Here is a 21,441-nt window from a genome sequence, read left to right on the forward strand (position 1 = left end):
AGAGTCAATCAGAGGGTTTTTGACCGATGCTATCACTAAGCGAATTAAGCAAAAAAGTAGGTGTTTTATTAGCAGATAATAATCATGTTTTGGTTACGGCAGAATCTTGTACCGGTGGAGGAATCGCGTCTGCCATCACAGATGTTTCAGGGAGTTCCGCTTGGTTTGATAGAGCGTTTGTTACCTATAGCAATGAAGCAAAAATGGACATGATTGATGTCAATCCTAAAACACTCAATATCTATGGTGCAGTAAGTCAGGAAACGGTAGAAGAGATGGCCTCTGGTGCGTTAAGACATTCACAAGCAACGATATCAATATCGGTGAGTGGGATTGCGGGTCCGACTGGAGGAACGGAGGATAAACCAGTAGGGACTGTATGGTTTGGTTGGAAAATAGGCAACCAGTTTGAAGAGCAAGAGATGGTTTGTTTCAGTGGTAGTAGAGAAAGTGTCCGCGAACAGGCGTGTTATCACGCCCTTGCGAAGTTAGTAGAGTTATTAAGTTAAGTCCATTACCGATGAAGAGCGAAAGTGGGTAGTGAAAGGTGCCACTTAATCGCCCCCAATCGAATGATCAATGTGGCGAGAGCTCCCGCGATAAATGCCGTTCTATTGCTGTAGTCGAAATAGAGAGCTCCAACGTGGATGCTGCCCCCGATAATGCAAGCGGTGGCATACACTTCACTTCTTAGAACCATTGGCACCTCTCGTGCGAGTACGTCACGAATAATGCCACCACCACATCCCGTAATAACTCCCATAATCACCGCAATCAAGTACGAATCTTGAAACAAGAGTGACTTTTCTACACCGATACCGACGAATGCCCCAAGCCCGATGGCATCACAAACTGGCAATACAAACCAAGGTAAACGCTTCGGTCTACGGATAATTATCATGGTTAACAAGCAGGTGATGATAATTATCCAGATGTAGGCGATGTCTGTAATCCAAAACACAGGCGTTGCACCCAACGCCATGTCTCTGATAGAACCGCCCCCAATAGCCGTAACGCTACCAAGCACAATGACACCAAATGGGTCCATCTTTAACCGTCCAGCGAGCAGTACGCCTGAAATAGCAAAAACAGCGGTACCAAATATATCAATAAAGTAAAGTAGGGTAGAATCCATAGGTGACTAAAAACTAGTTAGGGTAAAAATTGGCTCGATTTTACTCCAATTTCTAGTGTGATGACGAAGTATTTATCCTAATCCGTCGGATTACATTAATGATGGATACATTACGCGTATATTTTATCTAAGTGCCTCCGGATTGTATTCCTTTCTGGCGATGTCAAAAAATTCACAGGCTTGTGCGACGGCTTTTAATGAACGAGGAGTAGGCCGGTTTAACCAATCGGCATTAAGCGACCAGATAAACTGATGTTTAACCGCGGGTATTTGCTCTTGCCATGGTTGCCAAATTTCCGTGTTTTGTATCGTGTGAGGTGACGTAAACATCACTTCTGGTGCCTTCAAGATAACTTGTTCTAAACCTACTTGTGGGTAGGGTATGGGGGATTGCTCAAAAATATTCACGCCACCACACAGTGAAAAAACTTCGCTAGGCCAGTGGTTTTTCGCAATGGTGTATATGGGTTTACTACTTAATTGATAAAAATAGGAAACTGGAGCGTTGTTGGAGTAATGATTTTGTAACCTTTTTAACTCCGTTCGATAGGCTTGCGCATTGTCGTGACCAATCTTTGCAGAGTCCGCATATTGACTTAATTCGTCAATTCTGTCGGCTATTTCAGACAAATAAGTAGTATCAGAATAGTAGATGGAAAAGCCAAGCTCTCTAAGTTGGTTGAGAGATTTAACTGAACCTCCAGATCGCCAGGCAACAATAAGATCAGGGTTGAGAGCGACAATCCTTTCAATGTTAACACTGTCAAAACTGGCCACTATTTCTAGTGACTGTGCCTCTTCTGGATAGTTACTGTATTTGCTCACGGCAACCAGTTTATCACCTAATCCTGCCGCGTAGATTAACTCAGTAGAAGATGGCGCAAGCGAGATTACGCGCTCTATGCAATAAACAGATGAGGAGACTGAAAATAATAAAACGAACAGAGTAAGACGCAAGCTAAATCCCTTGATAAAACAAAAACATAATTATGCTTTGCAGTGCTATCCAGACAAAAAGTCGCCATGCGAGTAGTTTTTGGATTTGGCCAAGATGCAACGCCCCTGGTGCAACTCTGCCACCTATTTTTGGTCGGATAGTTTTATTGTTACCGTAAATAGCGGGCCCACCTAAGGAAAGCTCTAATTTATTGCCAACCGAAGAAAGAAGCCAAGCGGGTCCGGTCGTTGGCCATGTTTTGCTCTGCGTTAATACTTGAGCAAAAACCTGCATTGCATTCTTTCCAATGATGATCATGATACTGAACATGCGCAGTGGTATAAACTCAAACAGTGCCAACATTCGAATAGAAGTAAGGCCAAAAGGGAGAAACTCACTGCGACTAGGAGACCATGCTCTGGCTAATTCGGATATCAACCTAAACATGAGCGCGCCAATCCCGCCGGTTAAGCCAAACCAAAAAAGCACGGATACAACGTTTCGACCATAACCCAGAATCAAGGTTTCAGCACCCGCTTTGCCAATACCTAAAGGTGATAAAGACTTTGTTTCTCTATTTAGAATCGGCAGAAGAAGGCTTCGGGCAAGCTTTTTATCTTCTTTCGCAAGCGCATCCGCCAGAGCATGGCCTAGTTTTTCACTATTTCGCCAATCAATAGCAAGCAATAAAAGAGCAAGATCGAATAACTGAGGTTGCCAAACCAATGGTTTTAGTGCAACCAAAACGGCAAATGCGGGCAAGATCATCAACATCCACGCTAAAGAGCCTGAAAGAATACTTTGGGAATGGCTTTTATTTGTATTGACCTTTTCTGCCAATATTCTGGCAAAGGCGCGCCATAATGTTGCAGGATGCGCGGACATAGGAATAGGTAAGATTAAGTGGAAGAGCAATCCCCCCCACAAAACCAATAGAGCGCCATTGCTTACTATCTGGTCGAATGCTGTTTGCATATTGACTATTTCAACAATTTAACCATGTTGATTACCATCTCAGATGAATTTTTTGCTGCCAGTGGCAGAAACTCATCAAAGCTCATTGGAGACTCTTTATCCGCAACATCAGATATCGCGCGTACAACGACGAATGGGATATTAAATTGATGACAGGTCTGAGCAATGGCTGCCGCTTCCATTTCGACGGCGATAACTGACGGAAAGTAGTTGTGGATATATTGTGCTTTCTCATCGGTACAGACAAAAACATCGCCAGTACAAATAAGACCTCGAACAGAGTGTTGCCCATCTTTCATCGCAATCGCTTTTTCAGCGATGCTGATGAGATTATCATCGGCAGTAAATGCGGCGGGTTGTGCTGCCATTTGCCCCATTTCATAACCAAATGCGGTAACGTCTACATCATGATGACGTACCTCTGTAGATACAACAACATCACCTAGGTTTAGGCTCGAGTCAAAGCCTCCAGCAGAGCCAGTATTAATGACAATATCTGGACAATATTGGTCTAAAAGAATGGCGGTTCCAATGGAAGCGGCAACTTTACCAATACCCGATTGAAGCAAAACAACATCAACCTCTTCTATTTGGCCAGAAAAAAAAGTACTGCTTCCTTTTTTCTCTTCTACACAGTTAGACAATGCGTCTTTTAAGATGGAAACTTCTTGTTCCATCGCACCAATAATGCCGATTTTCATGATTTTCTCTTAGAGATTTAAATAGATAACTAAGGTGAGATTGTAGCATATAGATTTGGACTGGGAATCTAGAATTTAAGCGTGAAACTATGCCTATCTGGAAAATTAACGGTTCGGCGATGTGGATACCATAAACCAGACATCAATAGGTTGGGAGCTTCATTATTAAGTGTACAAAGAGGTCTATGTCAAAGCGTACATGGACGTTTTGAGTGGTTCGCGGAATCGAAGATATTTTGGGCATTTGATGTTTAAGATTCAAGAACAAAAAAGGCCAGCTAAAATAGCTGGCCAAAACAAAGTTTGGAAGGAAACCTTTGTTATATAAAAAGATTAAGCATTTGAAAGCATCAATGAATCTGCTTTGGCCTCCAAATTAGTCCCCCCCATCAAGTAAGCATCTACTGCGCGAGCACATTCACGGCCTTCGTTGATACAACGAACCACTAATGATTGACCTGTACGCATATCACCTGCAGCAAAGATACCTTTTTGGTTGGTAGCAAAGTCTTCTGTCGCGACGTTACCGCGATCATCCAATTTGATGTCAAGTTGGGCGAGAACACCGGTTGGTTCCGGGTGAAGGAAACCCATTGCCAAGAAAGCTTTATCACAAGGAACAACGCGTTCACTACCTTCAACTTCTTTAAAGTTTGGACGTTCGCCTGGTTTCGCGTCTTGCCACTCTATATCCGCTAAACGTAAACCCGTTACTTGGCCTGATTCGTCACCGATGAACTCTTTGGTTAGAATGTTCCAGTGACGTTCACAACCTTCTTCATGGGAAGACGATGTACGAAGAATCATTGGATACTCAGGCCATGGCATGTTTACAGGACGCTTCTCTGGTGGCATTGGCATGATTTCAACTTGAGTAATACTTGTTGCACCATGACGGTTTGATGTGCCCACACAGTCAGAACCAGTATCGCCCCCACCAATGACAATCACGTTGCAGTCTTTCGCATGAATCTCTTCAGTCTTTAGATTCATGTTGTTTGCACGGCGGTTATTTTGACCGAGGAATTCCATCGCAAAATGAACGCCTTTAAGTTCACGCCCAGGGATCGGAAGATCACGAGGAACGGTAGAACCTCCGGTTAATATAACGGCATCAAAGTCTTGACGAAATTGCAGAGCGTTAATGTCTACACCGATATGAGAATGGGTTTCAAAAATGATTCCAGCATCCTCCATCAGATTGATTTTACGATCAATAACATCCATGCCAAGTTTAAAGTCAGGGATACCAAAACGTAATAAACCACCTATTTTCTCATCACGCTCATAGACAGTCACGCAGTGGCCAGCGCTGTTCAGTTGCTCTGCAGCAGCAAGACCAGCCGGGCCTGAGCCGACAATAGCCACTGTTTTACCAGAGCGAATACGTGGCTTTTTAGGTTGAGCATACCCTTCACGGTACGCTGTCTCTACAATCGTTTTTTCAATGTTACAGATAGTGATTGGGTCTTGGTTAATACCCAGTACACAGGCTGTCTCACAAGGAGCAGGGCAAATACGACCCGTGAACTCTGGGAAGTTGTTTGTGCTGCTCAGAATGTGCCATGCTTCTTCCCAGCTATCACGATAGACCGCATCGTTAAATTCAGGAATGATATTACCAATAGGGCAGCCGCTATGACAAAACGGCACGCCACAGTCCATACAACGAGAAGCTTGAGTTTCAATGTTTTCACCAAACTCTTCGTTTAGAACGAACTCTTTATTGTTTTGAATACGAACACTAGGGTCGGTCTTCTTTGGCAGTTCACGACCATGCTCTAAAAATCCAGTAGCCTTACCCATTATACTGCCTCCAACATTTCCGTGTTTACTGCTTGAGCATCCGCTTTACGCTTTTGCATTACTGCTTTGTAATCGCGTGGCATTACTTTGATCATTTGCGCTAAGTTTGCGTCAAAATCATCAAGGAAAGCTTTTGCTACCGAACTTCCAGTGAACTTGATGTGTTTAGTTAACATCTCTTCAAGAAGATCTCTATCTTCTTGTTCAATTGGATCTAGGTCGACAAGTTCGGGGTTAAGTCTCTTATCGAAGTCCCCAACTTTGTCCCAAACATAAGCCGTACCGCCACTCATGCCTGCTGCAAAGTTTCTACCTGTTGAGCCAAGGATAATGGCAATACCACCGGTCATATATTCACAACCGTGGTCTCCAATACCTTCTACAACTACTTTCGCACCTGAGTTTCTTACACAGAAACGTTCGCCAGCAAGGCCTCTAATGAATGATTCACCAGAGGTCGCGCCGTAAAAGCAGACGTTACCAACAACGATATTCTCTTCTGGCACAATGGTAGTATTTGAATCCGGGTAGAGCACGAGGGTACCGCCAGATAGGCCTTTACCCCAGTAATCATTCGCATTGCCTTCAACTTCAAACTTCACGCCTTTTGCAAGGAATGCACCGAAGGATTGACCTGCAGAACCGGTGAATTTAACTTCCATCGGTTTTGGTAGCCCTTGGTCTTTGTATATTTTCGAAATTTCATTCGACAGCATAGTACCGGTACTACGATCGGTGTTTATTATTGGCAAGCTTGCTGAAACAGATTCGCCTTTCTCTAATGCAGGTTTCGCTATTTTAATCAGCTTACGGTCAATAACGTCGTCAAGTTGGTGGTTCTGTTTGATTTGGTTATAGACACCATCTGCTTCACGCGCTTTTTCAACATGAAGTACAGGTGTTAGGTCAAGGTTCTTATATTTCCAGTGTTTGATATCATCACGTACTTTTAGTTTGTGAGATTGACCAACCATTTCTTGAATAGTACGAAAACCAAGTTCTGCCATTACTTCACGTAGGCCTTCAGCCATGTACTGGAAGAAAGTAACCACGTCATCTACACGGCCATCGAAACGCTCACGTAGGGTCTTGTTCTGTGTGGCGATTCCTACAGGGCAAGTGTTTTTATGGCACTTACGCATCATGATACAACCTTCCACAACCAGTGCTGCCGTCGCTACACCCCACTCTTCAGCACCTAACAGTGTTGCTACTGCAAGGTCACGTGGTGTTTTCATCTGACCATCTGACTGAACAACAATACGGTTACGTAGACCATTTTTCAGTAACGTTTGGTGCGTTTCTGCCAACCCTAGTTCCCAAGGAAGACCAGTATGACGAATAGACGAAATAGGTGAAGCACCTGTACCGCCATCAAAGCCCGCAATAAGGACGACATCGGCTTTGGCTTTTGCAACACCAGAAGCGATAGTACCTACACCGGCTTCAGACACGAGTTTCACGTTCACTCGACCATCACGGTTCGCATTCTTCAAGTCGTAGATCAACTGAGCCAGATCCTCGATTGAGTAGATATCGTGGTGGGGTGGCGGTGAAATTAAACCGACACCTGGAGTCGAGTGACGAGTTGCCCCGATCCAGTCATCCACTTTATCGCCTGGTAATTGACCACCTTCGCCGGGTTTCGCTCCCTGCGCCATCTTAATCTGAATTTCATCAGCATTCGTGAGGTAGTAAGAGGTAACACCAAAGCGACCAGAGGCAACTTGTTTGATTGCTGAACGTTCCCAATCTCCATTCTCTTTTCTTTCGAAACGATCAGGGTCTTCACCACCTTCACCGGAGTTCGATTTCGCTCCAATACGATTCATCGCAACAGCAAGTGTTGAGTGCGCCTCGTAGGAGATAGAACCAAAGCTCATTGCACCAGTGGCAAAGCGCTTGAGAATGCTTTCAATTGGTTCCACTTCTTCAAGAGGAATGGAGCCAGAAGGGTTGTTAACGAAATCTAGTTGACTACGTAGTGTTGCTGCGTTGTCCCCTTGAGCGTCTACAGCATTGGTATACTGTTTGAACTGATCGTAGTCTTTGTTACGCGTAGACTTTTGAAGCAGTGAAATCGTTTCTGGATTAAACAGGTGTTTTTCACCACGTTGTTTCCATTGATAAACACCACCCACATCCAGCATCTGCACTGGAATCTCACGAGTCGGGAAGCCGATACGATGACGTACCAATACTTCTTTCGCAATGTCGTCGATAGTCAAACCTTGAATACGAGTAACGGTACCTGTGAAGTACTTATCAACCACAGATTTGCTGATACCAAGCGCTTCGAAGATCTGTGCGCCATGGTAAGACTGCAGTGTAGATATGCCCATCTTAGAGAAGATCTTAAGCAAGCCACCATTGACACCATTACGATAGTTGCAAAACAACGTTTCTGATGGCGTTTCTGCGTCTAATTTCTTCTTCTTCTGAAGGTCAACAATGGATTCCATTACTAGGTAAGGGTTAACCGCATTGGCACCATAACCAATAAGTGTTGCGAAATGGTGAGTTTCACGAGCATCACCTGTTTCAACAACGATGTCACATTTAGCACGTAATCCTTTACGAATTAAGTGATGGTGAACGGCACCAACAGCAAGCATGGCAGGAATCGCAGCATGATTAGAGTTGGTTGCACGGTCCGTTAGAAGAATAATTGAGTAGCCATCGTTAACCGCATCTTCAGCATACTGACATATTCGTTTAAGAGCGCGCTCTAGCTTGCCTTCTTCTTCACTGGCACGGAATACTATATCAAGTGTTTTAGCTTGGAGGTACTCGTTATCAATCGCTCGTAGTTTCTCTAACTCAGAGTTAGAAAGAACAGGCGACTCAAGCTCAACTTTTTGACAATGTTCTGCTGTTTCAGTCAGTAGGTTCTGATCTTTACCTAGGTAAGTATTCAGAGACATAACCATACGTTCACGAATCGGATCGATAGGTGGGTTGGTAACCTGAGCAAAAAGCTGTTTAAAGTAGTTAGATAAGTGTTGGGACTGGTGAGAAAGTATCGCCAGTGGCCAATCCGCGCCCATGGAGCCAAGAGGTTCTTTACCTTCTCTAGCCATAGGAACAATAATTTCGTTTACTTCTTCAGTGGTGATACCAAATGCCTGTTGGCTATGAAGTAAGCGTTCTGCTGAAGGTTGGTGATGCATGTTATCCGCATCAGGCAACTTCTTCAGGCTTAATAGGTTGTCTTTAACCCACTGCTGATAGGGTTGAGATGAAGCGATGCCATCTTTCACTTCTTCATCAGAAATAATGCGGCCTTGTTCAAGGTCAGCCACAAAGATACGACCTGGTTGTAAACGACCGTGATATTCCACGTTGCTTGGTTCAATTTCTACCACACCAGATTCAGATGCCATCACTAGGAAGTTATCTTTGGTTACTGTATAGCGAGAAGGGCGAAGACCGTTACGGTCTAGTGTCGCTCCTACTTGAACACCATCAGTGAAACAGACAGAAGCTGGACCATCCCATGGTTCCATCAAGTTCGCATGATACTGATAAAATGCGCGGCGGGTCTTGTCCATGTTTTTGTTTTCTTGCCACGCTTCAGGAATCATCATCATGAGTGCATGTGGCAATGAACGACCAGAAAGAACCAGCAGTTCTAGCGCCATATCAAAGTTAGATGAGTCCGACATCCCTTCCTGACAAATAGGAAGCAACATATCGATTTCAGCTTGAGTGAACAGGTCTGACTCAAGAATCGCTTCACGGGCCTTCATCCAGTTTAAGTTACCGCGTACGGTGTTAATTTCACCATTGTGTGCGATATAACGGAAAGGCTGCGCTAGACGCCATCTAGGGAATGTATTGGTAGAGAAACGAGAGTGTACTAACGCTAGAGCGGTAACCATGGCTGGATTGCCAAGGTCTAAGAAGTATTGAGGTACTTGCTCAGTAGTTAACTGGCCCTTATAAACAAGCGTCTTATAAGACATTGAGTTGATATAAAACTCGTCTTTAATATTAGAGACACTTTCTAGGCATACACGAACGGTGTAGTTACGTAATACATACAGTTTACGTTCAAGTTCTTCAGGTGTTGTTCCTGGGCTACCAGAAATAAAGACATGCTCGAATTGTGGCTCAGTAGTTAATGGATCATCACCAAGCATTGAGTTATCTACAGGGAGAACTCGATAGCCTACGATTTCTAGATCTAATCGACGTGCGTTACGCTCTAAAATATCGCGGCACTGCTGACGTTTGTACTTATCTTTAGGGAAAAGTAATACGCCCACACCATACTTTTCAAAAGACGGTAGCTTAATACCAAGCTTTACCGACTCTTCAAGTAAAAATTCATGAGGTTTTTGTAGCAAGATTCCAGCACCGTCTCCGCTGCATGGATCACAACCCTGACCGCCACGGTGTTCCATTCTCGCTAGCATATCTAGCGCCTGGGTTACAACGTCGTGCGATTTACGGTTTTTTAAGTGAGCAACAAAACCAATACCACAAGCGTCATGCTCCAATTCAGGAGTATAAAGACCTTGTTTTTTCTGCTCTCTATCTACCATAAGATACATCCTTCCAATTAAATTTCAGGCGTAACATGCCTAAGGCATTTCCACCCTGTCATTTTATTATTTGTATAGTTCATAGCATCATCAAGTGTGATGAGCTTGAGTCCATTCCGTTCTTCACAGGAAATTTATTTGTGAAAAAAACATCTCCGTTAGTGTTATCCGTTATTATCAGGCCACTTTATGGTGGTTTATGTTGGCGGGTTGGATATACACAGATTATTCTGCATTAAAATGCGGGCCCTTTCCCTAGGGTTCTAAATGCAGACATCCATCCATCCTACAATTTTGTGTAGCTTAATTCCATCAAAAAGTTGAGCTTGATTCTGTTTTTTTAATAAACACATGAATAATAAACAGTAAAAATGCCCCAAAGATGTCGATTTCAAGCGAAGATAGTGCATTTTTATTAAAATCTGTATCGCTTTATTGATATGGGATAGTGAATCACTTCGTACCACTACCTATAATTTCGCGGCGTTATTTTTCAATGATGTAATTTTCTTTCATATGCACTCAATCTTTTTTTATTGTTCATATGGAGATAACACATTAAAGCAAGTTCTTAGGCCGTTAGTACATATAGGTCAATAGCAAGAAATAGGTAGTTCGAATCGATGCAATTACATGAATTAGTCAATACCCTTGGTCAAGACCTGCAACATAGATATGGAGAAAAAGTCCATAAACTAACGTTACATGGCGGTTTTAGCTGCCCTAATAGAGATGGAACGCTAGGGCGAGGTGGCTGTACTTATTGTAATGTGGCTTCTTTTTCTGATGAGAAAACTCAGAAACAGAGCATCTTAGAACAGCTAACAGAGCGAGCGGGTGAGGTGAAGAGAGCCAAAAGGTATCTCGCTTACTTTCAAGCTTATACCAGCACCTATGCTGAAGTTCAAACCCTCAAAAACATGTATGAAGAAGCGTTAAAGCTCGCGGATATGGTTGGTTTGTGTGTGGGGACTCGGCCAGATTGTGTTCCTGACGCGGTTTTAGATTTGCTGTCTGATTATGTTCAGCAAGGTTACGAGATTTGGCTGGAGTTGGGTTTACAAACAGCAAATAACGATACGTTGAAACGTATAAATAGAGGGCATGATTTCGAATGCTATGCTGATATCACAAAAAAAGCTCGGGCATTGGGTATAAAAGTGTGTACGCATCTCATCATCGGTTTACCAAAAGAGACCAAAATCGACTATCTAGACACGATGGAGAAGGTTTTGGAAGTGGGCACCGATGGTATAAAACTTCACCCACTGCATATCGTCGAGGGCAGTACAATGGCCAAAGCGTGGAGAGCGGGTCGATTAGAAGCCCCAGAAATGGATGAATATGTTGCTATTGCGAGTGAACTCATTCGAATGACACCTCCAGAAGTGGTGTATCACAGAGTCTCTGCCGCCGCCCGCCGTCCGACCTTACTTGCTCCACTTTGGTGTGAAAATAGATGGTTAGGGATGACAGAAATCGGACGTGCATTGGACAAAGATGGTGCGCAAGGCTCTTTGATCGATGTTCCATTCGTGTACTCAATACCGATAGTTAAAGAACAGAGCAGAACAAACTGATATATTCGTAACAATTATTTATAAATGAACACGATACGAAATGGACAACCTGTTTTATCAGATAGCAAAATGGAATTACTTTGCAGAAATAGAAGTGCTGGTGGTCGTAATAGCATTCTCTATCATCATTATGCAGAGGCGAAAGTATCAAAATCAAATTACCTCTTATTATAAGAATGCGCCAATCGCAATAATGGTGATTGATAGAGAGTCAGGTATCATTTCGTTATCTAATCGAAGTGCTATGCAACAACTAGGCATAAGAAAAATTGGGGAAAAATACCTATACCCATCAGGGTTAGAACAGGCCTCTTTTCTAAAGACATTTAAACCGATCAGTGGCAAGAGCTTTCAAAACCTTGAACAGACGTGGACCACTTCAGATAGACCTCCAATCAATATTGACTTTTCTGGAAGAAAAATCCGCTTCAATAACCGCTCATCTTGGTTGTTGTATGCAACTTTGCATCAAAACTCTGGCTTAGAAAATGAACAAGTAAAAACGTCCTTAAGGATTGCTAGAACCTCTCTCGATACACTTTCTGAGCTAATTTATATTAAGAATAAAGACGGTCATATTGTCGACACTAACCACGCCTTTGATAAGTTTTGGAAAGGAAGAGTTGACGAATCCGATGTCGATATTGAGGGAATCCTTCAGGGAAGAAGTACACAGAGGCGTTGGACGACAGATCCAGAAGGTCGAGGTTGCTTGCTGGAAACCTCTCAATCGACACTGTTATCGAGCGATGGTGAGGTTCTTGGTTCCCTAGGTATAAGCCATGATGTAACTGATTGGTTTAAGATGCAGCAAGACCTACGTGATGAAATGGAGAAGCGTAAAGGAACAGAGATAGCTCTGGCACAAAGAGATACTATTTTAGAATCCTTGTTAGAATCTTCACCCGACGGTATTGCATTGTTCAATGAAAACAAAGTGTATGAAGCATGTAACCAAGCCTTTGCTGATATGCAGGGCATTGCTGATTACACGACGCTAGTGGGAAAACGAATTGAAGAGGTTTTGCCTCAGAAAATGGATAAAGATGCCTCTCGCACCGATGAGCAAGTACTCAAAGACGGTAAACCATTGAGATATCGTGAGCAGACGTTTGATGAGAACGGCCACCCTAGATGGTTTGACGTTGTAAAATCGCCTTATAAAGATCCCAACTCTGGGGCGAATGGTGTATTGCTTATGACTCGAGATGTGACCGATAGTTGCCTAGTGGAAATACAGCTAGAAGAAATGAATCATGAATTAGAAAGGCTAAGCTTTTTGGATGGCTTAACGCAGATAGCGAATAGAAGAAGCTTTGACGAACAACTTGATACGATTTTGAATATCCATAAAAGACAAAAAATGTCACTCACAGTGATGTTGTGCGATATCGATTTCTTTAAAGGCTTTAATGATAACTATGGGCATCAGAAAGGTGATGAGACGTTAAGACTCGTAGCGCAATCATTTCAAAAGGTCCTGACACGTTCATCAGATTGTGTAGCAAGGTATGGTGGTGAAGAGTTTGGCTTCGTTATTCCGAATACCAATTACAACGGTGCACAAGTACTGGCAAGAAAGATTCATGATGTGATTAAAGATCTAAATATTAAGCATGAGTTCTCGTCAGTGAGCGATCGAATTACATTGAGTATTGGTGTTGTATCGGTAACACCGACTAGCAACGATGTACCCACTAGGTTAGTGGGTTATGCAGATCAAGCTCTTTATTCAGCGAAAAAACAGGGTCGCAACCAAACCCGATATCATCAGGATTAGTGGTAAAAAGTGATAGGTAGTACTTACAAGCCGCTTTCTAATGGATAGAATAGCGTATCTTCTTATTCTCGGAGTAATAAATGAAACCAATCAAAAGCTTAGCTCAGTATTATGTTGATCTTCTCGTTAAGCTAGGCATTCTTCGGTTTTCGATTCTTCTCGCCCTTGCGCTCGTTGCTCTTGCGGTTTTCGTTCAGGTTGGTATTACATTAGGCCTGCAAGGGAATGTTGATGATATTGACATTATTCGCTCTGTTTTCTTTGGTCTTCTTATTACCCCATGGGCTGTGTACTTTTTGTCTGTTGTGGTTGATCAGTTAGAAGAATCTCGCCAGAGACTCTCTAAGTTGGTTTCTAAGTTAAAAGAAATGCGCTCACGAGACAAAGAACTGAATAATCAACTACAACAGAACATAATTAAGCTCAATCAAGAGATAGAAGAGAGACAAAAAGCGGAAGAAGCTCGACAAGATGCTATCAATGATCTTGAGAATGAAGTTTATCAGAGAGAGAAAACACAATTAGAGCTTGCTGAAAGGACAACACTACTTCGGTCTTTTATCGATACATCACCAGATCTTATTTATTACCGAAATGCAGATGGCATTTTTTCTGGGTGTAACCGCGCGGTTGAAGAACTAACGGGTCGTTCAGAGCAAGAGTTAGTTGGTTTGACTCCTTGGGATGTTTACAGCAAAGAGATTGCACAGGAAGTCGTTACCACGGATGAGTTGGTTTTTCGTAATAATGAAGAGATCACTTATGAACAGTGGTTAGAATATCCAGACGGAAAAAAAGTATATTTTGAGCTTCGTAAAGTACCATTTTATAACAAAGAAGGCCGTCACCTAGGGTTGGTAGGCTTTGGACGAGACATCACAGAGCGTAAGAAGTATCAAGATGCTTTAGAAAAGGCGAGTAGAGATAAAACCACCTTTGTCTCTACCGTGAGTCATGAATTAAGAACCCCCCTTAACGGCATTGTTGGCTTAAGTCGAATGCTGCTGGATACTTCACTTTCGGAAGAACAGCGCCAACATATGCAGACTATCAATGTCAGTGCTATTACCTTGGGTAATATTTTTAACGATATTATCGATATGGACAAATTTGATCGTCGAAAACTAGAATTATTGCCAAAAGCAATCAATCTAGAAGATTTTGTTTCAGAGATGGAGAGTATTTCGGCGTTGATGGCCGAGCAAAAAGGTTTGCGATTCGATCTGGAGCGACTGACCAACTTCCCTAGTTTTATTGAAGCCGATGCGACCCGTCTACGTCAAGTGCTTTGGAATTTAATTGGAAACGCCACTAAGTTTACCAAAGAAGGTGGTGTGGTAATGAGTGTCGGTGTTGATGTTGAAGATGGCATGGCTGATATTGTATTTGAAGTAGAAGATACGGGCATTGGTATACCTGAAAAAGAACTCGATAAAATCTTTGCGATGTATTATCAAGTGAAATCGGGTAAGGATAATTTACATGCGGTAGGGACAGGGATTGGGCTGGCTGTCTCCAAGCAATTGGTCAAAATGATGGGCGGAGATATCCTTGTCAGCAGTGAAGAAGGGTTTGGAAGCACCTTTACTCTAAATATCCGCGTACCGGTTGTTAAAGCTGTCACTGAAGTGAAGAACAAGCCGAAGCAACAAAGAGCGATTCGTATTTTCATGATAGAAGATATTCAACTGAATATTACGGTTGCTAAATCTTTGCTAGAAAGTTTGGGTCACTCTGTTGATATCGCGATGGATGGGGAGGACGCCATCGCACAGTTCTCACCGGATAAATATGATTTAGTTTTGCTGGATATTCAGTTGCCAGATATGACGGGTTTTGATGTCGCACAATATTACCGTGAAAAATTTACAGAGTTGCCTCCGTTAGTCGCATTGACCGCGAATGTAATGAAAGACAAAAAAGACTATATCGAAAAAGGAATGGATGACGCACTTAGTAAGCCTCTCTCTGTAAAAGCGATTCAAAGGGTCATTGAAAAATGGTGTATTGCCGATGAACCTAAAAAGAGTGGAGAGCCACTAAAAGAACAAGAAAAAATATCAAGCTCAGATGTTGCTTCGACGCTTTTAGATATTGAAATGCTCGAATCTTATGTGGATATCGTTGGTACGCAGCCAGTGTTAGATAGTATAAAAATGTTTGAAGATATGTTGCCGGGCTACTTAGAGATATTAGACTCTAATATGGTGGCGCAAGATCAAGACGGAATTGTATCGGAAGCGCATAAAATAAAGGGTGCAGCGGGGTCTATCGGATTAATGCATATTCAAAAGGTTGCACAAAAAGCTCAGTCACCAGAAATGCCGGCATGGTGGGAGAATATCGCGGACTGGGTGGATGAGATTAAAAATGAATATCAAAATGACATTGATATCTTGAGAGCATGGTTAGCGGGACAAGATAAGTAATAGCCGTTGAGTAGGATAACCGTAATATAAGCTTAAGGTGATAGGCGACTAATTTATAGTGCCTATCGCCGAAAGCGAATTTGTTACTCTTCTAAATCACCACAAAAACGATACCCTTCACCGTGGATCGTAGCGATGATTTCTGGTGTATCTGTGATTGATTCAAAATGCTTACGGATACGACGAATAGTGACATCAACCGTACGGTCATGTGGCTTAAGTTCGCGTCCAGTCATCTTCTTGAGAAGATCCGCTCGAGTCTGGATTTTTCCTGGATTCTCACAAAAATGAAGCAGTGCTCTAAACTCTGAACGAGGTAGCTTATAGCCGTCACCCAATGGGCTGACTAAAGAACGGCTATTTATATCTAATATCCAGCCATTAAATTCGTACTTTTCAACACTTCTTTTCTCTTCAGAGACGGTATTATCGTTCATTGAGCGAGTCAGGAGGTTGCGAGCTCTAATAGTAAGTTCACGTGGGTTGAATGGTTTGGTGATGTAATCATCGGCACCTATTTCTAAGCCCAAGATCTTATCAACTTCATTATCACGACCAGTTAAAAACATAAGAGCAACATTTGCTTGCTCTCTAAGTTCACGAGCTAAAAGTAGTCCATTCTTGCCAGGGAGGTTGATATCCATGATAACCAAATTAACTTGGTTATCAGCAAGTACATGATGCATTTCTTCACCATCACTTGCTTCGAATACAGTATATCCCTCAGCTTCAAAAATACTTTTTAACGTGTTACGAGTAACTTGCTCATCTTCAACAATGAGTATTTGCGGGGTTTGCATTGGCGACACCTAAATTGTAAAGATTTTGTGTATATTTTAAATAATGCTAAGCAAAAAGTAACATATGGGTAAAGTCTTTGCGACAACTTGTAACAAAAACCGTTAAAAAACACTTTAACTAGGTACGCCAGTCCCTGGAAATAACCTATTTTTAGAGGTAAACATATAATCGAGTATGCTTATTTACATTTTTGCTATATTTGCGATGGATTTTATTATCTTAAACGTATCGCAACAATAACAGTTTGTTAATTCTTTTCACTTTGTTGATTTACATCAATAGATATAACATAACATTTGCTCTATTTATTGAGTTTTATGTCAAGGAAGCAAGCGTGGGTAAAAATTCAAAATTGTAGAGTATTTATAAGGAGGTTTATTTCTTTATTAACAGCGAGTTAAATCTGCCTCAGTTTTTCATCAATACCGCATGAAATCCGTCCATCTGTGTAGGGTTAAAAGATGAAATTGATAGGGTAAATGAGGCTGTCAAGAGAGATTTGGGTGATTTTAGTTATTGCAAAATGTTGGATGGTGATTTAAAAAGAGCATGGTTCGAAGAAATTTGTGCTGTAAAAATGCCTCAGAATTAATGATAGAGCTCGAAATACTGTTCACCATAATGCCATATAGTTCGTGGAAAATGATCAGCTCTATTTCATATCCTGCTTAAAAAAATAACGTCTCGAGATGATACGTGGTTTCTCTCAGAAGATCGTCTTACAAAAATATTAATAGCAGATATTCATTAGCAATGAATAAGTAGAACAGAATTTAAAATCAATCACAGTTGATCTGTGTTTCGAGAGACTGTGTAAATCAAGGAGGAAAAATGAACGATATACTTCCAGATATATGTGACAAGTACGAGGATCAAGTAACATTGCTTGACCTACCACTACAAAACTTTGGTCAGCGCTATGCTTTCTTTGGTCAAGTGGTCACCGTACGCTGCTTCCATGACAACTCTAAAGTGAGAGAGGTTTTGGAACAAGATGGAAAAGGTAAAGTTCTTTTTGTCGATGGGAATGGTTCCCTTAAGAAAGCACTATTAGGTGATCAACTTGCTATCTTAGCTATTGAAAATGGCTGGGAGGGGGTCATTGTTAATGGTGCAATACGAGATGTTGCTGTTATGTCGGAACTCGACATCGGTATTAAAGCCTTGGCAGCTTGTCCATTTAAAACGGAAAAGAAAGGCGCTGGTGAGGTAAATGTATGCCTAACCATGAACCGTCAGATGGTTCACCCAGGCGATTATGTTTACGCAGATTGGAATGGCACATTGTTGTCAAATAAATTGCTCGAACTCTAAAAGCGGAAACCTAAACCCACTTCAACACCTTGCTGCCACTGTTCGTAATCGAAAGTGGCATGCAAGTCTACATTATCTGATATTTTCATTAGGCTGGTGACTTCGGCGGACACTGTACTTTCTTCAGTCCCATCTTCAAGAAACTCTTTTGTAGTATGAATTGTACTTTTAAGCGACAGTCTTTCGTTAAAGGTATAACTGACCCCACTTAGAAAACCATTCTCATTATGCAACTCGGAAGAGTTGTCTAAACGTGCCCCTACATAAAGATCGACAGAGTCAAACAAAGAATAAGCATAACCACTATCTATCTTCCAAGAGTCGGATTCATTATTGGATTCAGTTTGACTAGACAAAAACAGTTTATGAGGTGAACCTTCACTTTGAGTAGGAAGGTTTGGTAACGTAGCCGCAAAGGTGTGTGCCGAAAAAACAGAAAGGCCGACACATATGAATAGTGTTGTCTTCATTTACGCCTCCCTGCTGATTGTTATTGTTATTATGCTTGTTCGATTTTTGTTCTGACTTTGACTGTCAGTAACTTTAATTAAAACACAAAATCAGAAAAGCGGATCCTTCTATTTTGTTCTTTATATAGTTGTTTTGGTTATTTAGAGATTGATATTTCAAGCTATTTATTTGAAAAACAATCAGTTAATAAGTGAGTCTCAAAAATGGGTTTTTGTCGAAAATAAGAGGCAGAGCGAAAAAAAATTGAACTTTAAATTGACTCTATGAGTGAAAATCGGTAAATGTATGGGTAAGCAAACACAAAACACGAATATAAATACATAATTATGCATACAGTACGCCACACAATAATGACCATAACCATTATTACCGACATTACCAATGTTGGGGCAGGCTGCTAAACGAAAGAAATTTCAAAAAAAGGCCTGTATCCAAGAAGATACAGGCCTTTTTTTATACAAGTTTTAAACATACTGGAGGTAGGTAGGGATGCGAGTTCTCAAGTTTGGTGGATCATCGTTAGCAGATGCTGACCGTTTTTTAAGAGCGGCAGACATTATTGCGAACAATGCTCAACAAGAAGAGGTTGCGGTGGTTTTATCCGCACCAGGGAAAACAACAAATAAATTGGTTGCTGTTATTGAAGGCGCACTTCGAAACGGTGATGCCGATCTGCAAATTGCAGAGTTAGAGAACTCTTTTGCTCAACTATTTACAGAAATAAAAGCGATATTGCCAAATGTAGACAATGCAGCATTTGATGAACAAGTAAATGTATCTATGTTGCAACTACGCCAGTTCGTCCATGGTATTGCGTTGCTAGGTATGTGCCCAAATAACGCGAACGCTCGAATCATCAGTAAAGGAGAGAGGATCTCAATTAAACTGATGCAGGCGGTATTGGAAGCGAAAGGTCAACCGGCAAGCCTTATCGATCCTGTCAAATTTCTGTTTGCTAAAGGTGATCACCTAGAAGCGATGGTTGATGTTGAAGTTTCAACGTTAAACTTCAAAAAAGAACCACTGCCAGTTGGTCACGTGAATATCATGCCTGGTTTTACTGCGGGTAATAAAAAAGGTGAACTTGTCACCCTTGGTCGTAATGGTTCTGATTACTCCGCTGCTGTTCTTGCTGCCTGTTTGAGAGCGGATTGCTGTGAAATCTGGACAGATGTTGACGGCGTTTACAATTGCGACCCACGGTTAGTTGACGATGCAAGGTTGCTTAAGTCGCTTAGTTACCAAGAAGCCATGGAACTGTCTTATTTTGGCGCATCGGTACTTCACCCTAAAACCATTGCCCCTATTGCTCAGTTCCATATTCCCTGCTTAATCAAAAATAGTTTTAATCCTCAAGGCGCCGGTACGCTAATTGGACAAGACACTGGCGAAGATAACCTTGCAATTAAAGGTATTACAACGTTAAACAAACTGACCATGGTAAATGTATCAGGCCCAGGAATGAAGGGCATGGTAGGAATGGCTAGCCGTGTATTTGGTGCGATGTCCTCATCAGGCGTTTCGATTGTATTGATTACTCAATCTTCATCGGAATACAGCATTAGTTTCTGTATTGAAGCAGTCGATAAGCAACGAGCTGAACAGGCTCTGCATGATGCCTTTGAGCTTGAATTAAAAGATAGCCTATTAGAACCAGTCGAATTTATTGACGATGTAGCGATTGTTACCTTAGTTGGTGATGGTATGCGTACATCGAAAGGCGTCGCATCGCAGTTCTTCTCATCACTTGCAGAAGTGAACGTAAATATCGTTGCTATTGCACAGGGCTCATCTGAGAGAGCTATCTCTGCAGTGATTCCTGAAAACAAAGTGTCTGAATCTATCAAAGCTTGTCACGAGAACTTCTTCAACTCTAAGCATTTCCTCGATCTATTTATCGTTGGTGTGGGTGGTGTGGGTGCTGAACTGGTCGATCAGGTACAACGTCAACAAGCAAAATTGGCACAAAAGGGTATTGTTATTCGCGTCTGTGGCCTTGCAAATAGTAAAGGTGTCTTACTTGATGCGAAAGGATTGCCTTTAGGTGACTGGCGTGAGCGTATGGAGCATGTTTCTGAGGAGTTCTCACTAGCTGCGCTTATCTCTACGGTACAACGAAATCATATTATTAACCCCGTGTTGGTGGACTGTACGTCTAGCGAAGGAATAGCGGAGCAGTATGCTGATTTTCTAGCCGCTGGATTCCACGTTGTTACTCCGAACAAAAAAGCCAATACGGCAAGCATGGCGTATTATCATCAGTTGCGTCAGGTCGCTCGTAGTTCTCGTCGTAAACTATTGTATGAAACAACGGTAGGTGCAGGTCTACCTGTTATTGAAAACCTTCAAAATTTGATCTCTGCGGGTGATGAGTTAGACAAGTTCAACGGCATTCTTTCCGGTTCTCTGTCCTTTATCTTTGGCAAGCTGGACGAAGGTTTGACGCTTAGTCAAGCAACCAATATTGCAAAAGAGAATGGTTTTACAGAGCCTGATCCTCGAGATGATCTATCGGGTATGGATGTCGCTAGAAAACTGCTTATCCTTGCTCGTGAAGCAGGAATGGAACTAGAACTGGAGGATGTCGTTGTTGAACAAGCATTGCCACCGGGTTTTGATGACACAGGTTCTGTGGATGACTTTATGGCTCGTTTACCAGAAGCGGATGCTTACTTCACTGATTTAGTCGAGAAAGCGGCACAAGAAGACAAAGTACTTCGTTATGTTGGTGAAATCGATGAAGGAAAATGTCGAGTACGAATTGTTGCTGTTGATGGAAATGACCCAATGAATAAGGTGAAAGATGGGGAGAATGCCTTAGCATTTTATAGCCGTTATTATCAACCCATTCCACTCGTACTGCGTGGTTACGGTGCTGGTGCTGAAGTCACCGCAGCAGGCGTATTTGCAGATGTAATGCGGACCTTAGGCTGGAAACTAGGAGTATAACTGATGAATTCAAGTG

14 protein-coding genes and 1 other annotated feature are annotated in these 21,441 nt (G+C 42.1%); of the genes, 6 read left to right on the forward strand and 8 right to left on the reverse strand.

Going from position 1 to position 21,441, the window contains the following annotated elements:
* Positions 1–26 precede the first annotated feature (26 nt).
* Positions 27–509 (forward strand): CinA family protein, encoded by a 483-nt coding sequence (locus tag L3V77_RS02370; RefSeq protein WP_275135555.1) that lies wholly within the window; start codon positions 27–29, stop codon positions 507–509.
* 5 nt (positions 510–514) lie between these two features.
* On the opposite strand, the gene L3V77_RS02375 is transcribed toward L3V77_RS02370, so the two are convergent.
* The 6 genes from L3V77_RS02375 to gltB all read right to left on the reverse strand — a co-directional run bounded on the left by L3V77_RS02375 (position 515) and on the right by gltB (position 10,101).
* A complete protein-coding gene (locus L3V77_RS02375) occupies positions 515–1,135 on the reverse strand; it encodes a TRIC cation channel family protein (protein WP_275135556.1) in 621 nt (206 codons plus the stop codon).
* A 123-nt stretch (positions 1,136–1,258) separates the two neighbouring features.
* Positions 1,259–2,092 (reverse strand): vitamin B12 ABC transporter substrate-binding protein BtuF, encoded by an 834-nt coding sequence (btuF, locus tag L3V77_RS02380; protein ID WP_275135557.1) that lies wholly within the window; start codon positions 2,090–2,092, stop codon positions 1,259–1,261.
* Between the two features lies 1 nt (position 2,093).
* A complete protein-coding gene (locus tag L3V77_RS02385; RefSeq protein ID WP_275135558.1) occupies positions 2,094–3,047 on the reverse strand; it encodes a cobalamin biosynthesis family protein in 954 nt (317 codons plus the stop codon).
* 5 nt (positions 3,048–3,052) lie between these two features.
* The gene (gene mtnN, locus L3V77_RS02390; RefSeq protein WP_275135559.1) at positions 3,053–3,748 is read right to left on the reverse strand and encodes a 5'-methylthioadenosine/S-adenosylhomocysteine nucleosidase; all 696 of its coding nucleotides are present in this window, start codon (positions 3,746–3,748) and stop codon (positions 3,053–3,055) included.
* Between the two features lie 333 nt (positions 3,749–4,081).
* The gene (locus L3V77_RS02395) at positions 4,082–5,554 is read right to left on the reverse strand and encodes a glutamate synthase subunit beta (protein WP_275135561.1); all 1,473 of its coding nucleotides are present in this window, start codon (positions 5,552–5,554) and stop codon (positions 4,082–4,084) included.
* A complete protein-coding gene (gene gltB / locus L3V77_RS02400; protein ID WP_275135562.1) occupies positions 5,554–10,101 on the reverse strand; it encodes a glutamate synthase large subunit in 4,548 nt (1,515 codons plus the stop codon). The genes L3V77_RS02395 and gltB overlap by 1 nt, the downstream gene beginning before the upstream one ends.
* Positions 10,102–10,724: 623 nt before the next feature.
* Here gltB and L3V77_RS02405 point away from each other — a divergent pair.
* The 3 genes from L3V77_RS02405 (at position 10,725) to arcB (ending at position 15,890) form a co-directional block, all read left to right on the forward strand.
* Positions 10,725–11,681: a TIGR01212 family radical SAM protein gene (locus L3V77_RS02405; protein ID WP_275135563.1), complete on the forward strand. Its 957-nt coding sequence runs from the start codon at positions 10,725–10,727 to the stop codon at positions 11,679–11,681.
* A gap of 40 nt (positions 11,682–11,721) precedes the next feature.
* Positions 11,722–13,461, forward strand: a complete 1,740-nt coding sequence (locus tag L3V77_RS02410) for a diguanylate cyclase (RefSeq protein ID WP_275135564.1) — start codon at positions 11,722–11,724, stop codon at positions 13,459–13,461.
* A gap of 80 nt (positions 13,462–13,541) precedes the next feature.
* Positions 13,542–15,890 (forward strand): aerobic respiration two-component sensor histidine kinase ArcB, encoded by a 2,349-nt coding sequence (gene arcB / locus L3V77_RS02415; RefSeq protein WP_275135565.1) that lies wholly within the window; start codon positions 13,542–13,544, stop codon positions 15,888–15,890.
* A gap of 83 nt (positions 15,891–15,973) precedes the next feature.
* Here arcB and arcA read toward each other — a convergent pair whose 3' ends face one another.
* Positions 15,974–16,690 (reverse strand): two-component system response regulator ArcA, encoded by a 717-nt coding sequence (gene arcA, locus L3V77_RS02420; RefSeq protein ID WP_195702206.1) that lies wholly within the window; start codon positions 16,688–16,690, stop codon positions 15,974–15,976.
* A gap of 832 nt (positions 16,691–17,522) precedes the next feature.
* Here arcA and L3V77_RS02425 point away from each other — a divergent pair.
* Positions 17,523–18,005, forward strand: a complete 483-nt coding sequence (locus L3V77_RS02425) for a putative 4-hydroxy-4-methyl-2-oxoglutarate aldolase (RefSeq protein WP_195702207.1) — start codon at positions 17,523–17,525, stop codon at positions 18,003–18,005.
* Here L3V77_RS02425 and L3V77_RS02430 read toward each other — a convergent pair.
* Positions 18,002–18,475, reverse strand: a complete 474-nt coding sequence (locus tag L3V77_RS02430) for a ribonuclease regulator (protein WP_275135567.1) — start codon at positions 18,473–18,475, stop codon at positions 18,002–18,004. The genes L3V77_RS02425 and L3V77_RS02430 overlap by 4 nt on opposite strands.
* A 340-nt stretch (positions 18,476–18,815) precedes the next feature.
* Positions 18,816–18,932: a sequence feature (Thr leader region), on the forward strand.
* Positions 18,933–18,965: 33 nt separating this feature from the next.
* Here L3V77_RS02430 and thrA point away from each other — a divergent pair.
* A complete protein-coding gene (gene thrA, locus L3V77_RS02435) occupies positions 18,966–21,425 on the forward strand; it encodes a bifunctional aspartate kinase/homoserine dehydrogenase I (protein ID WP_275135568.1) in 2,460 nt (819 codons plus the stop codon).
* Positions 21,426–21,441 lie beyond the last annotated feature (16 nt).

Source organism: Vibrio sp. DW001, assembly GCF_029016285.1.
GTDB lineage: Bacteria > Pseudomonadota > Gammaproteobacteria > Enterobacterales > Vibrionaceae > Vibrio.